This is a genomic window from Capsulimonas corticalis, assembly GCF_003574315.2.
GTDB classification, from domain to species: Bacteria; Armatimonadota; Armatimonadia; order Armatimonadales; family Capsulimonadaceae; genus Capsulimonas; species Capsulimonas corticalis.
This window is the reverse complement of the sequence record NZ_AP025739.1, coordinates 1,464,955-1,478,742: the sequence shown is the minus strand read 5'-3', so window position 1 is coordinate 1,478,742 and position 13,788 is coordinate 1,464,955. Positions and strand designations below refer to the sequence as shown.

At 60.8% G+C, this 13,788-nt stretch carries 15 protein-coding genes and 1 pseudogene; 10 read left to right on the top strand and 6 right to left on the bottom strand.

Annotated elements, in window-relative coordinates; genetic code table 11:
* Window positions 1-36: 36 nt before the first annotated feature.
* The 3 genes from D5261_RS06320 to D5261_RS06310 all read right to left on the bottom strand — a co-directional run bounded on the left by D5261_RS06320 (window position 37) and on the right by D5261_RS06310 (window position 1,910).
* Window positions 37-426 (bottom strand): nuclear transport factor 2 family protein, encoded by a 390-nt coding sequence (locus tag D5261_RS06320; protein WP_119324415.1) that lies wholly within the window; start codon window positions 424-426, stop codon window positions 37-39.
* Between the two features lie 192 nt (window positions 427-618).
* Entirely contained in the window at window positions 619-1,434 is an 816-nt protein-coding gene (locus tag D5261_RS06315) for an SDR family oxidoreductase (protein ID WP_119324381.1), read from the bottom strand.
* Entirely contained in the window at window positions 1,431-1,910 is a 480-nt protein-coding gene (locus D5261_RS06310) for a MerR family transcriptional regulator (RefSeq protein WP_119324382.1), read from the bottom strand. Before D5261_RS06310 ends, D5261_RS06315 begins: the two co-directional genes overlap by 4 nt.
* 167 nt (window positions 1,911-2,077) lie before the next feature.
* On the opposite strand from D5261_RS06310, the gene D5261_RS06305 reads away from it, so the two are divergent.
* Window positions 2,078-2,620: an endonuclease VII domain-containing protein gene (locus D5261_RS06305; RefSeq protein WP_119324383.1), complete on the top strand. Its 543-nt coding sequence runs from the start codon at window positions 2,078-2,080 to the stop codon at window positions 2,618-2,620.
* 76 nt (window positions 2,621-2,696) lie between these two features.
* Here the strand turns inward: D5261_RS06305 and D5261_RS06300 are convergent, their stop codons facing one another.
* Window positions 2,697-4,052 (bottom strand): MFS transporter, encoded by a 1,356-nt coding sequence (locus D5261_RS06300; RefSeq protein ID WP_119324384.1) that lies wholly within the window; start codon window positions 4,050-4,052, stop codon window positions 2,697-2,699.
* 149 nt (window positions 4,053-4,201) lie between these two features.
* On the opposite strand from D5261_RS06300, the gene D5261_RS06295 reads away from it, so the two are divergent.
* The 8 genes and pseudogenes from D5261_RS06295 to D5261_RS06265 all read left to right on the top strand — a co-directional run bounded on the left by D5261_RS06295 (window position 4,202) and on the right by D5261_RS06265 (window position 11,029).
* Window positions 4,202-4,783 carry a TetR/AcrR family transcriptional regulator gene (locus tag D5261_RS06295; RefSeq protein WP_119324385.1) on the top strand — a complete coding sequence of 194 codons (582 nt, stop codon included), beginning with the start codon at window positions 4,202-4,204 and terminating at the stop codon, window positions 4,781-4,783.
* A gap of 113 nt (window positions 4,784-4,896) precedes the next feature.
* On the top strand, window positions 4,897-5,640 hold the full coding sequence (locus D5261_RS06290) for an SDR family NAD(P)-dependent oxidoreductase (protein WP_119324386.1): 744 nt from the start codon (window positions 4,897-4,899) through the stop codon (window positions 5,638-5,640).
* Window positions 5,641-5,703: 63 nt separating this feature from the next.
* Window positions 5,704-6,072, top strand: a pseudogene (locus D5261_RS33375) (DUF427 domain-containing protein); the annotation flags it as partial.
* Window positions 6,064-6,474, top strand: coding sequence for a nuclear transport factor 2 family protein (locus D5261_RS33370; protein WP_354673123.1), 411 nt, complete (start codon window positions 6,064-6,066; stop codon window positions 6,472-6,474). The pseudogene D5261_RS33375 and the gene D5261_RS33370, both read left to right, overlap by 9 nt.
* A 221-nt stretch (window positions 6,475-6,695) precedes the next feature.
* On the top strand, window positions 6,696-8,084 hold the full coding sequence (locus D5261_RS06280) for a mercuric reductase (RefSeq protein ID WP_119324388.1): 1,389 nt from the start codon (window positions 6,696-6,698) through the stop codon (window positions 8,082-8,084).
* A 55-nt stretch (window positions 8,085-8,139) separates the two neighbouring features.
* Window positions 8,140-9,435, top strand: coding sequence for an ergothioneine biosynthesis protein EgtB (gene egtB / locus D5261_RS06275; RefSeq protein WP_119324389.1), 1,296 nt, complete (start codon window positions 8,140-8,142; stop codon window positions 9,433-9,435).
* On the top strand, window positions 9,423-10,400 hold the full coding sequence (gene egtD / locus D5261_RS06270) for an L-histidine N(alpha)-methyltransferase (protein ID WP_119324390.1): 978 nt from the start codon (window positions 9,423-9,425) through the stop codon (window positions 10,398-10,400). The genes egtB and egtD overlap by 13 nt, the downstream gene beginning before the upstream one ends.
* 140 nt (window positions 10,401-10,540) lie before the next feature.
* Window positions 10,541-11,029 carry a hypothetical protein gene (locus tag D5261_RS06265; protein ID WP_119324391.1) on the top strand — a complete coding sequence of 163 codons (489 nt, stop codon included), beginning with the start codon at window positions 10,541-10,543 and terminating at the stop codon, window positions 11,027-11,029.
* Window positions 11,030-11,137: 108 nt separating this feature from the next.
* Here D5261_RS06265 and D5261_RS06260 read toward each other — a convergent pair whose 3' ends face one another.
* Both D5261_RS06260 and D5261_RS06255 read right to left on the bottom strand, forming a co-directional pair.
* On the bottom strand, window positions 11,138-11,827 hold the full coding sequence (locus tag D5261_RS06260) for an HAD family hydrolase (RefSeq protein WP_165864586.1): 690 nt from the start codon (window positions 11,825-11,827) through the stop codon (window positions 11,138-11,140).
* A complete protein-coding gene (locus D5261_RS06255) occupies window positions 11,827-12,162 on the bottom strand; it encodes a hypothetical protein (protein ID WP_119324393.1) in 336 nt (111 codons plus the stop codon). Before D5261_RS06255 ends, D5261_RS06260 begins: the two co-directional genes overlap by 1 nt.
* 275 nt (window positions 12,163-12,437) lie before the next feature.
* Here D5261_RS06255 and D5261_RS06250 point away from each other — a divergent pair, with 275 nt between their 5' ends.
* The gene (locus D5261_RS06250) at window positions 12,438-13,742 is read left to right on the top strand and encodes a CARDB domain-containing protein (RefSeq protein ID WP_119324394.1); all 1,305 of its coding nucleotides are present in this window, start codon (window positions 12,438-12,440) and stop codon (window positions 13,740-13,742) included.
* The last annotated feature ends 46 nt before the right edge of the window (window positions 13,743-13,788 follow it).

The following is a 13,788-nucleotide window of genomic DNA, read 5'->3' as shown; positions in this document are numbered from 1 at the left end:
GAGGCGAAGCCAGCGTTCGGTTGCCTGCGCGATAGATTAAAACTCGGTTGGGCCTACTGAGCCCACCCAGCGGCTGACCTTTGCGGGGTCGGTCTTGTCCATGTAGAAGAAATGCGTCATCACCGGCCTGACGGGTTCTTTCGCGGGATCGTCGAAGTTCATGGTCACGAGGCCGCGAAAGATCTTGAGCGAACCGCCGTCCCAGTATTCAACGACATCGTGATGGGTGGTCATTCCCTTGTCGATGAATTCGCGCAGGCTCTCGCGAATTCCCTCGCGTCCCCGCCAGTCCGCAACGCCGAGATTGCAAACCGCGTCGTCCGCGAAGCAGTCGAAGCCTTTGCCGAAGGTTTTGTCATCGATCTCTTTCCACATCGCCAGCAGCCATTCCGGCGCCTCGGTCTTCGTGAAGTTCAACGTCGTCATATCATTCTCCTGAGTTCGCAATTGATTGCCGCCGTAACCGGCGGTTTGGGTGATGACCGTCATCATACCGGCTGCGGCGCGACGTGACAATTACATCTCAGGTAATAAAAACTCGGTCCTCTTCTACTTAGCGGCGAAAAAGCCTGGCAAAAATATTCGCCAGGCTTTTTCGCGGAGCGGGGAGTCGATCGGTTATTCGCCGTCGGCCGCGCGGGAGACGTCCGTCCATTCGGCCCAGGTTTTCAGCCGCTGATCGTAAACCTTTGGGAGCAGCTCCGTGGCGAACGCGCCCAGCAGCAGACGCAGCGGCGGGTTTTCGGCGTCGACCACTTTCAGAATAGCCTCGCTGGTGGCGGTCGGATCGCCGGGTTTCATGGCGCCGGCTCTCTTGGCCCGGCCTTCCCGCATACCGTCGTAAGCGGGGTTCTGAGCGGCGCGCGCCGCCGAGCTGCCGCCCCAGTCGGTGCTGAAGCCGCCGGGCTCGATGATCGTCACATGAATCCCGAACGGCGCGACCTCCTGACTGAGCGCTTCGCTGAAGCCTTCCAGCCCCCACTTCGAGGCGTGATAAAGCCCGATTCCGGCGAACGCCGCCACGCCGCCGATGCTGGAGACTTGCAGGATATGCCCCTGCCCCTGGGCGCGCAGGTAAGGCAGCGCCGCCTGCGTCACCCACAGCGCGCCAAAGAGATTGGTTTCCAGCTGCGCCCTGGCTTCGGCCTCGCTGACCTCTTCGATCGCGCCGAAGAGCCCGTAGCCGGCGTTATTGACAATCACATCCAGCCGGCCGAAGTGTTCGTGCGCGGCCTTGACGGCCGCGAAATCGGCTTCCCGATCCGTCACATCCAGCGCGATCGGAAAGATCTGATCGCCGTACTGCTCCGCCAGATCCTTCAAGCTCTCGGTATTGCGCGCCGTCGCGGCGACCTGATCCCCGCGCTTCAGAGCGGCTTCGGTCCACTCGCGGCCAAATCCTCGGGATGTACCCGTGATAAACCATGTTTTCATAAACCGCCATTCCTTTTCTTGAACTTCTGTGCTCTGCATTGATTGGCCGCCGCGATCTCCCGAGCCATCGCCGCGTCTCCGGCTTCGACCGCCGCCCAATACGCCACCTTGCCCGCCACATACTCCATCCGTATCTTCATCTGCTCCATCTCGCGGGCAAGGGCCGCCTCGTGAGCTTCAAACAACTTCTTTTGCTCGCCGGCTACGATATTGCCCTGCCTCCGCAGCTGCAAAAAACGCCGCATATCATCGATCGACATCCCCGCCGCGCGCAGGCACGCCAGATTATTCACCAGATCGATCGTGTCCGGCGAATAGCGTCTGTGCCCACTGCTGTGATCCCTTGGGATCGGAGCCAGCAGCCCAATGCGCTCATAGTAACGCAGCGTATGCGTACTCAGCCCGCTCTGCCGCGCCACCTCCTGCACCGTCAGCCCGACGCCGTCCCGCGCCGCCGGTTCGATTTTGGTTTGCATAAGTGTATCTACCAAATTGCGAATGCTTTCAGACACTCGCGGCGGCAAGAGAATACGCCGCCGTTAATGAGTATGGAGAAGTTAGAGCGCTCTGAGTCAAGGGGATGGGGAAATTGTTTCTATTCTTCTCTGTTACATTGAATCGGTGAAAATGCTACAATTAACACATGGATAAGTCTTTATGGCAATTGCAATATTTGTCTGGCTTGAGCGTAAGGGATATCGCTGGGCAGAGTGCTACAACGGCTATGACAGTATCCCGGTATCTTAGAAAGATCGGAACAGAAATGCGTCCAGTGGGGCGTGTTGCTGATTTAGATCCCAAAGAGCGACAATGCTCAAAATGTAAGAAAATTAAACCGATTACTGAATTCTATCGCAACACATCATACAAGTCTGGATACGGTTACGATTGCAAAAAATGTCCGAATGCTTACAGCGGCCGAAATTTGAAAAAATATGGATTGACTAAAACGGCTTTAGAACTCATGTACAAAGCCCAAGATCACAAATGTGCTATTTGTGGGATTCCTGAAGGAGAAAGGCTTCTACATATTGATCATTGCCACAAAACTGGAAAAGTTCGAGGTCTATTGTGCGAACGGTGCAACTTAGGAATAGGTGCTTTTAATGATAGTCTGGAATATCTTAACACTGCAATCTTATATTTGAAGTATGCGTTAAATGATCGGGCTAGTCCCAAAGAATAATTTGGCTAGGCCTGTTGCATCTGGGGCGGTTCAGATTTTGCACCAGAACCGCCCGCTCTGCTCTGTGTGGTGTCGGCTACGCCGCCGCATCCGCCTGCGGGCGCAGCGGTTCGCTGCTTTTGGCCCAGGCGGGGAGGAAGGGGATGAAGATCGCGGTGGCGACGGTGATCGCGAGGCCGCACCAGAGGAGGGTGAACCAGCCGTGGGGGATGGTGTGGCCGGTGGCGGGGCCGAAGTAGTCGTAGATGGAGGCGCCCATCTTCTCGCCGAGGGTTCCGGCGAGGCCGATGGCGGCGATCACCAAGCCGTAGATCGCGCCTTCGATCTTGGGCGGGCAGGCGCGGGCGGCGAGGGTTAGCAGGCAGAGGTTGTAGATCATGCCCAGGAACGCCGAGAGGAATGCGACGATGATCGCGGTGGCGTGGTCGCGCAGCAGCATGGAGCTGAGATAGAGCGAGCAGTCCATGAAGTAAGCGCCCCAGACCAGCGATCGCACCGGCAGGCGCTTGGAGGCAAACCCGAAGAGCAGCAGGCCCAAGGCGGCGCCGGCCGCGCCGGGGCGCGCCAGGCTTCCGAGGAACTGCTTGGAAAAGTGAAGCACGGTGGTGCTGTAGTAGAACTGGGCGGTGTTGCCGCCGGGCGTGATAATCAGGCAGAAGACAAAACCGACGATCGCCCAGAGGCCGGGAGAACGGGCGGCGTCCTTGAGCGCGGCGGAGATTTCGGCCCGCTCCGCGCGCCGCGCTTCCAGACGCGCCTGGTGCTCAGCTTCCGATTCATGGGCGTGCTGGGAGAACGAGACACGCTGCTCGGGAATGAGCAGAGTCAGCGGGACCGCCAGCAGAGCGATCAGGGCGGACGCGGTGAAGCATGTTGAGTACGACCAGTACTGGGTGACATAGCCGCCAAGCTGCCCGGTAAAGGTGAGGCCCATCACAAGCGGCAGCCCCTGCTGGATCGTTTGAAAACGTCCGACCGATCCGGAGAGGTTGCCGATCGCCACCATTACCGCGTCCATAATGACGAACGCGAGGTTGCCGCCGAGGCCCGTCAGAATGATGAGAGTGACGACGGAGGCGTAATGATGCGTGTGCAGCAGGGAAAGGCCGAAGTAGCCCAGCGACGACAGCAGCCAGGAAACGGCGTAATAGGAGCGCCGGTGGAAGCCGAGCAGCGGAAACAGGTCGGAGCCGGCGCCCATGAATGGGCGCAGATAGCCGGGGATACCGGTGAGAATCCCAAGCGTTCCCACATCGCTGGCCGACAGATGCAGCACATCTTTATAGAGAAAGCTGATCTTCTCGCCGCTGAATGTGCCCATCAGCACGCTCAGGATGACACTCAGTCCAATCAGCAAGGCCACGTTGCGCGGGGCGCTTGTGGCGAAAGAAGCCGGCGGCTCGGGTGCGGTGTGTGTTGATAGAGTGTCCATGAATCACTTTCCATTAGCGCATCGTCAACTGGGCGCCATTCCTATTATGATGGCTATACTCTCTCAAATTACCATGAAATTACTCCCAACTGTTGCGATCTTTTGATCGGCGGCATTGACATTCTCAATATGGACGGCCATATTAAGACATGCCTAAACCGTCGCATCGAGAAAAGATCCTTACCGAAGGATTGAAAGTCGTCCTCGACCATGGGTTCTGCGGCGCGAGCGTTCGTGATATCGTTCACGCCGCCGGGGTTCCGCAAGGGTCGTTCACCAATCACTTCTCGTCGAAAGAAGTGTTTGGCTTGGAGGTCCTGGACCTCTATTATTCGATGGTCTGCGTGAATGTTCGGGAAACGCTCCGCAACGATCTGACGCCGCCGCTGGAGCGTCTTCACCAATGGGTAGACGCGCAGATCGAATTTCTTGTGGACGGCGATATGCGCAGCGGCTGTCTGATCGGCAACTTCAGCATCGAGGCGGGAGACGGCAGCGAGAAGATTCGATTGCGGCTGGCGGAGATCTTTGAGGAGCTGCGGGAGTCGGTCGCCTATTGCCTGAAGGCGGCCGTGACGGCCGGCGAAATTCCCGCCGCGACGGACTGTGATGAGATCGCGGCCTTCCTCTACGCGTCCCTGCAAGGCGCGATCCTGCAATCGAAGGCGGAGCGCAGCCAGGCGCCGCTGGAGCGTTTCAAAACGATTATGTTTTCAAATATTCTTCGCTGAATATTTTTTTGCGGGAACTTTAATACGGACGTACGTATTAAACGAGTGTTAGCTGTTTGACGTCGTTTCTTATCGAACACAACCACTGTCCAAGGAAAATCAAGAGGAAAATTATGTCTGAGAATCTTTCTGGAAAAGTCGCATTGGTCACCGGCGGATCGCGCGGGATTGGCGCGGCGATCGTGCGCCATCTGGCGGCGGCGGGCGCATCCGTCGCATTCACTTACACCACGGGCGCTGAGCCGGCGGCGGCGCTGGTGAAGCAGGTGGAGGCCGCCGGCGGAAAAGCGGCGGCGTTCCAGGCAGACGCGGCCAACAACGCCGCGGTGGCGAGGGCGGTCCACGAGACCGCCGAGAAGTTCGGCGGCCTCGATATTCTCGTCAACAACGCCGGAACCGCTTACTTCAAAAGTATTGAAGAGACGACCACCGACGATTTCGACAAACTGTACGCCATCAATGTACGCGGTTCGTTTGTCGCGATTCAAACGGCGCTCCAGTATCTTAAAGAGGGCGGCCGGATCATCAACATCGGCAGCTGTTTGGGGGAAAATGTGCGGATCGGCGGCTTGACCGCCTATTCCGCCACCAAGGGAGCGATTCGCTCGCTGACCCAGGGGCTGTCCCGTGAACTGGGGCCGCGCGGCGTTACCGTGAACGATGTTCAGCCCGGACCGATCGACACCGATCTGAATCCCGCCCCCAGCGGCGGCCCGGATATCCAGTCCGACAACACCGCGCTGAAGCGATTCGGCAAAGTGGATGAAGTGGCGACCCTGGTGGCGTTCGTCGCCAGTCCCGCCGCCAGTTATATCACCGGCGCCTCGCTGAACGTGGACGGCGGCACAAACGCCTAAACGGCAAACGCGATCGGGATCTTCGCCGCCCTTGGCGAAGATCCCGGCCAGGAGACACAAGACATGACAGACAAGCAAATCAAAATCCCCAGTCCCGATCATCCCATCACGGTGAGGCCGAACCCGGCGCGAATCGTCGTCAGCGTCGCGGGACGTGTGATCGCCGACACGCGGAACGCGCTGACGCTTCAGGAGGCCAACTATCCGGCGGTCCAGTATATTCCCCTCGCAGATGTCGACGCGTCGCTGCTCGCGCGGACGGATCACGCCACTTATTGCCCTTATAAGGGCGACTGCTCTTACTACAGCATCACCGTGGGCGGGGAGCGCGGCGTGAACGCCGTCTGGACATATGAGACGCCTTACGACGCCGTTGCCCAGATCAAAGACCACGTCGCCTTTTATCCCGACCGCGTGGACGCCATCGCGGAGCAGGCGTCCTCGAAAGAAGCGCGCAATAAGGCGCTTGTTTTGGAAGCGTTCGATACGCTGTTCAACAAACGGGATTACGCGGCGGCCGAGCGCTTCTGGTCGCCCAGCTATATCCAGCACAGCGCCCACATCGAGCCGGGCCGCGAGGGGCTGTTCCATCTGATCGAAAGCATCCCGGCGACGCTGAAGTACGAGGCGCAGCGGGTTGTGGCCGATGGCGATTTCGTGATTTTGCACGGGCGGTTCTCCGGGTTTGGGCAGCCGAAGAACTGGATCGCGGCGGATATCGTCCGCGTCGCCGATGGCGTGCTGGCCGAGCACTGGGATGTGATCGAAGATGAAGTGAGCCGATCCGATTCCAAGAGCGGCGCGCCGATGTTCGGCGACGAGTTCCCCGATTAGGGGGGCGCCGCCATAAAATGCGTCTGGAGGGAATTGAGATCCTATGAGAGGACGTCCGGATTCTGGGTATCACGGGAGGGGAGACGGCGGCGCCGCTTCCCCGGAAAAATAACCGAACTTTGTATCCTCAATAATTGTTGCCCAGACCAGCGGGTGACAGCAGGCTCGCCGCCCCGTGAAAGTGTTGTCGGGGACTCTGAAGGAACGGGAAACGAGGGGTTATGGCGGAAACTCAGAATTACGATCTGGTGGTGATCGGCGCGGGGCAATCGGGCGACCCGCTGGCGCGGGCGTTCGCGGCGGCGGGCAAAACGGTCGCGCTGGTGGAGCGGGATCAGGTGGGAGGCACGTGCGTCAATGTCGGATGCACTCCGACCAAGACGATGGTGGCGAGCGCTCGCGTGGCGTATCTGGCCCGCCGCGCCGCCGATTATGGGGTCGGCGCGGGGCCGGTGTCGGTGGATCTGTCGGTGGTCCGCGAGCGCAAGCGGGCGATCGTGAAGGACTTTCGCGGCGGATCGGAGCATAAGCTCGCGGCGCAGCAGGGGCTCGACCTGATCTACGGCGAGGCGCGATTTACCGGGCCGAAGGAGATCGCCGTGGCGCTGCGCGAGGGCGGGGAGCGGCTCCTGACGGGCGGCGTCGTGGTGCTCAATGTGGGCGCGCGGCCCGCGCCGCCGGACCTGCCGGGACTGCGCGAAATTCCTTTTTTAGATTCCACCTCAATCATGGAACTGAATTCCGTTCCCGAGCATTTACTAGTCTTAGGCGGAGGGTACATTGCGCTCGAATTCGCACAGATGTTCCGTCGCTTTGGCAGCCAGGTGACGATCGCGCAGCGGTCCGGTCATCTGCTGGGGCGCGAAGACAAAGACGTGACGGATGAGGTGCTGAAGATTGTCCGCGAGGATGGAATCGAAGTGCTGCTGAACGCGGCGGCGCAGCATGTCGAAGGCGGCGCGGACGGCGTGCGGCTGACCGTGACGGTCGATGGCGCGGAGCGCATCCTGTCCGGATCGCATCTGCTGGTTGCGACCGGGCGCAGGCCCAACACGGATCGGCTGGGCGCCGAAGCCGCCGGGGTCGCGCTGGATCCGCAGGGAAATATTATTGTGAACGACCGGCTCGAAACCAGCGTTTCCGGTGTCTACGCTATGGGCGACGCCAAAGGCGGCCCGGCGTTCACCCATATCTCTTACGACGATTTTCGGATCTTAAAGGCGAACTTACTCGACGGCGGGAGCCGCTCGGTACAAGACCGGCCGACGCCGTACACGATGTTTATCGACCCGCAGTTGGGCCGTGTAGGCCTGTCCGAGACCGAAGCGAAGGCGCAGGGCCGAAGTTACAGAGTCGCGAAGCTGCCGATGTCCAGCGTGGCGCGGGCTTTGGAGACCGATGAGAGCCGGGGCTTTATGAAGGCGCTGGTCGATACGGACAGCGGCCAGATCCTCGGCGCCGCGATCCTGGGATTGGATGGCGGCGAGGTCATGGGCGCGCTGCAAATCGCCATGATGGGAAAATTGCCCTACACGGCGCTGCGCGACGGCGTTTTCGCGCACCCGACGTTATTGGAATCGCTGAATAACCTCTTTCTTACGCTCGATTAATTGCGATATGAATTGCTGACATGCGATACGCACTACGATAGAAAGGTCAACCTGTATGTCGTCTTCCCTCGCCGCCACCCTGGAACGGCCGTGCGCCGCGCTCGCCGGCCAATACGAAACCGTACGCGCCTTCACGGAAAAGATCTGCGCGCCGCTGGTCACGGAAGATTACGCCATCCAATCCATGCCGGATTGCAGTCCGGCCAAGTGGCATCTGGCGCACACAAGCTGGTTCTTTGAGACCTTTGTCCTCAAAGCCGTCGATCCCGACTATCGATCCCCGCACGCGCAGTACGACTTCCTCTTCAACTCCTATTACAACAGCGTCGGCGACCGGCACTGCCGGGCCAAGCGCGGCCTGATCTCGCGGCCGACGGTCGATGAGACCTACACCTACCGCGCCCATGTGGACGAGGCGATGCGCGCCTTCTTCGCCGGCGCTTCGCCGGAGCAGATGGCGTCGATGGCAAGTGTCATCGAGATCGGTCTGCATCACGAGCAGCAGCACCAGGAGCTGATGGTGACCGACCTCAAGCACATGTTTTCTGAAAATCCGCTGCTGCCGGTCTACCGTTCGCGCGAGACCCCGCCTTCGCCGACCGTCCCCGCGTTACATTGGGTCGCGTTCGAGGGCGGTTTAGATTGGATCGGCCACGACGGCGAAGGCTTTTCCTACGACAACGAAGGCCCGCGCCATCAGACGTTTTTACAGCCCTTCCAATTGGCGTCGCGCCTGACGACCGCTGGGGAGTATCTGGCGTTTATGGAGGACGGCGGCTACCGACGCCCCGAGTTCTGGCTCGCCGAAGGCTGGGGCATCGTGCAGGCGCGCGGCTGGGAGGCGCCGCTCTACTGGGAGCGCGCGGGCGACGGAAGCTGGGTGCAGATGACGCTGTCCGGCCCGCGTCCGGTGGACCCCTCGGAGCCGGTCTGCCACGTCAGCTTCTTCGAGGCCGAAGCCTACGCCGCCTGGGCCGGCGCGCGTCTCGCGACGGAAGCCGAGTGGGAGGTCGCCTCACGGACCGTTTCCAGGGACGGCAACTTCGTCGAAAGCGAGAGCTTCCACCCCGTCCCGCTGACCGGCGACGCGCCGGGCCTGCGCCAGATGTTCGGCGATGTGTGGGAGTGGACGCAAAGTCCCTACACGCCGTACCCCGGCTATCGCGCGGCGCCGGGCGCGCTGGGCGAATATAACGGCAAGTTTATGTCCAGCCAGTACGTTCTGCGCGGCGGCTCCTGCGCCACTTCGCAAACGCATATCCGGTCCACGTACCGCAACTTCTTCTCTCCCGACGCCCGATGGCAGTTGATGGGGATCCGACTAGCAAAGGACGACACATGCCGCTCTTAGAGAGGACGCGCGCCGCCGCGCACGCTGGCGACTCGGAAGTCGCCGACTTTTACGCCGAGGTCATTGCGGGACTGACCATGCCCGTGAAGACTCTTCCTTGCAAGTATTTTTATGATGAGCGCGGCTCGCAGCTCTTCGATGAGATTTGCGAGCTGGACGAATACTATCCCACCCGCACGGAAGCCGCGATCATGGAGCGCTGCGCCGCCGAGATGGCCGCGCTGCTCGGTCCCGATTGCCGCCTGGTGGAGTACGGCAGCGGCAGCAGCACCAAGACCCGAATTTTGCTGGACAGCGCTCCCCACCTGGCCGCCTACGTCCCGGTCGATATCTCCCGAGTCCACCTTCAGAAGACCGCCGAAGGACTGCGCCGCCGGTATCCCAGGCTGGAGATTCTGCCCGTCTGCGCCGACTATACAGCGTCCTTTACGCTTCCGGAGCCGTCGGGCCCGGTTTCGCGCACCGTCGCGTATTTCCCCGGCTCCACGATCGGCAACTTCCACCCGCGTCAGGCCCAGTTCTTCCTCACGCAGATCGCCCAGCTTTGCGGCGAGGGCGGAGGGCTGCTGATCGGCGTCGATCTCAAAAAAGATCCCGCCGTGCTGCACGCCGCCTACAACGACGCCAAGGGAGTCACCGCCGCGTTCAACTTGAACGTACTGGACCGAATCAATCAAGAACTGCGCGGGGCGTTCGTGCTGGACGATTTCGCGCACCACGCCTTCTACAACGAGGAGCTGGGGCGGATCGAGATGCATCTGGTCAGCCAAAAGGACCAGACGGTCGCGATCTGCGAAAGCGCCGTGACGTTCGCGGCCGGCGAGACGATCCATACGGAGTGCTCGTACAAATACAGCCGTGAGGAGTTCGCGGAGCTCGCTCGGTCCGCCGGATTTGAAATCCAGAACTTCTGGACGGATCCGAATGAACTATTCAGCGTGCAGTATTTGACCGTCGCTCGCTGACCTGCGGGAAATACCTGTTTTGCGGAAGCCGCTTGGTATGGTACGATTATTGCAGCAAGCCACAAGCACTTACGCTTGATCGGCCGGGCTCCGCCCGCGGCGTCTCCGAGACGCCGTCGGCAGCCCGGCTGGGGGAATGCATGCATTATCGTGTTCCATTGCTCCGGCTCCAGATCGGCCCGGCGGTTTTCGCGCCGGCCGTATTTTTGTGCTTCTGGCTCGCAGCAGCGCCGCCGGCGCGGGCGGCGGATTCGCCGTGGGCGGGAAGCCGTCCGGTCTACTGCGCGAAGACCGACCTGATCGTCAGTGAGATCGGAACCTGGACGCTGAAGATCGACAAATCGGGCGCGGTGACGGCGACGGGGGAGATGGATCAGCAGGTCCGCCGCCCAGGAGCGGGCGCGGGGCCGGACCAGCCCTGTGATTTCTTTGTCGGACACTACACCGCGACGGGAAACGTCACGGCGGCGGGCGTGATCCACTTGCGGGCGACATCAAAGGACGCCCGGTACTATCCCAATCTTCCCTTGATCTTCGACGGCGCTTACGACGCGGAAACCAAAAGCTTCCACGGGCATTATTACTACGGCGCCAAGGCCGATGGGAAAACGCTGGGGCTGTGGTACTGATCCGAGGGATAGGCTTTTGTTGGTTCCAACGCCAGCATCGTGTTATCGGGCGCAAAGCCGCCGACATGGCGCCCAGTGAAAATTGCCGAACAAAGCCTAACCTACGGATTAGGCGAATAGGGGAATGAGATCTTCCACGCGGTCCAAAACGATCTCCGGCGGGGCGCCGCACGTCTCGGCGGGCCAGGTTTGGCCGCGATGCAGCCACGCCGTCCGCATTCCCGCTTCGCGCGCTCCCCAGATATCGTTGTGCGGGTGATCGCCCACGAAGAGGATCTCCGAAGGCGGGAGGTCCAGCTTACGCGCCGCCATCTCGAAGATCGCGCCGGCCGGCTTGTCCCATCCCACGAGGCCGGACACGAAGACGCAGTCCGTTCCTTTATCGAATCCCATCTCCGTGATCTTGCGCGCCTGGATTCGGGAGCCGTTGGTGACGATGCCGTAGGGGATATCGGCGTCGCGCAGAGCGGCCAGCAGCGCTCGTGTCTCGGGCTCCACCCGCATCTGCGTGAAGAATTGGTCGTAAAATATCTCGACCGAGGGCGCCGGCATGCCGGGCGGCGCGGGATAGCGCTGGCGCAGCCGCTGAAAGATCGCCCGCTTCGAGCCGTAGCCGCGCGCGTCCATCGCGGCGACCTCCGCTGTCAGGGCCGCGCGCTCCTCCAAGCCCTCCAGCTTCAGAACCTCGTCCAGAAACCAGATCAGCCAGCGGTCGAACGCCGCCTCGCGGTCGTAGAGCGTGTTGTCCAGATCGAAAAGAACGCCCTTCGGGCGCCTGCCTGTGAGGGAAATGCTCATTACGAGGGCCGCTGTTCGACGCATGTGGGGCAGTCGAGCCAGTCTTCTTTTGGGATATTTTCGAGCGCGCCCGGCGCGTGTCCGCGCTTGAACACCGGACGGTAAAGGATATCGCCTTCGGGGTAAGTTTTGCCGCAGGAATGGCAGTTTTCCTGATGATCCAGCAGCAGCGGCGCGTATCCGGAGATCACCCAGCCGGCGTGCCCGAGGTGGGTCGCCAGCGACTCTAGAGCCGCCCGCACCGTGAGCGATTTGTTGCCGTGATAGTAGGCTTCCGAGATCTGATCCAGCAGCTCGGATGTCTCATCGTCAAACGTGAAATTTAGTCGTTTCATGGGTTTCGTTCCGGCGCTCCCCAAAAGCCGCCGCGCCGCGCTGAGAGTGCACACTCTATTGTACCACTACACACTCGCCCCGCGTTCCCCGGCGGCGCCTGCTTCCCAGCTTCCAGGCGCTCGAACTCAGTGCTGATTCGTCGCTTTTGAACTAATATTACGTAGTATAGGAAGCAATAAAATATATTCTGCGCAATATACTACGTAATACAGGAGTTGTTACGCTTTGCGTCGAAAAGAGGTCGCATGTACTGAATATATGGCATTGGAGGCAAATGATGCGATTTCGTACTCTCCTGCTGGCGTCCGTTTCCCTGCTTTCTGCTTCGGCGATATGGGCCCACACACGCGAATCGGAGGCGCTGCTGCCCGATCTGGTGATCACGGACTTGTCCTGGTCCCCGGAGCAGCCGAAAGTCGGCGATCCCGTCACCTTCCGTGTAACCGTCAAGAACGTGGGCGCTGTCGCTACTCCAGAGGGCGTGGTCTGCGGCGTCGGTTTCGGCGTCGACCACAACAACCCCGTCAACTGGTCGGATACTTTCTCGCACTCTATTGCGCCGGGGCAGTCGGTGGTTCTGACCTCCAACGGCGGGGCGGACGGCAAGGCGACATGGCTGGCGACCGGCGGCGAGCACCCGGATGGAGTGTGGGCGACGGTTAACGATTCCCATCGGTTTCCGGAAACGGATTTCGTCAACAACACGTTCTCCCGATCTATCGTCGTTTCCGACGCGAGCAGCTCGACGTTTCTCGCTGGGCATGGCCCCGACCTCGTGGTGACCGATTTCCACTGGATGCCCGAGCATCCCAGGGCCGGCGAACCGGTGTCCGCCGAGGTGACGGTTCGCAATCGCGGCGACGCTCCCACGCCCGAGGGCAAGATCATCGGCGTCGGCTTCTTCGTGACTTACTGCGACAGCGTCGTTCTCTATTCCAACACCGACAGCCATTCCCTGGCGCCCGGCCAGAGCGTGACCCTGCGCACCAACGGCGGGACGCACGGCTACCCCTGGCGTCCGATGGAGGGCGCTTATCCGCTGGAGGCGTATGTCAACGACACGGGGCGCATCACCGAGAGCGATCCCGGAAACAATCTCATGCAGAAGACGATCACGGTGGAGGGGGCGGCGCCCAAGATCGATCCCGGCGAAATGCTTCTGACGGGAGCGGTCTTCAGCCACGGCAATCCGAGCGAACCGCCGTGGCTGCTGGCCGCCAACGCCTTCGACGGCGATGTCGGCACATGCCTCGTCGACGACCCCGCCGCCGCCAACAGCGTCGGGATCGCCCTGCCGCCCGGCCAGCCTTCCGCCATCACCCGGATTCGTTTCTATCCCAAGCCTTACTCCGAAAGCGATCTGGTCGGCGGCCAGTTCCAGGGATCGAATGTGGGGACGGACAGCGCCTATGAGACGCTTTATACGGTCAAAAAGCGTCCCCATCTCGGCTGGAACGATGTGACCCTGCACGGCGCGAAGCCCTACCAATTCCTGCGTTTTCTGGGCAAGGACGGAACCCAGTGTATGATCAGCGAGATCGAGTTCTACGGACCGCGCCCGATTGCCGCAAAACCTTAGGCTCTGCTGGCGATGGATGCATTTTGCCGATTTCATGAGGCAATCG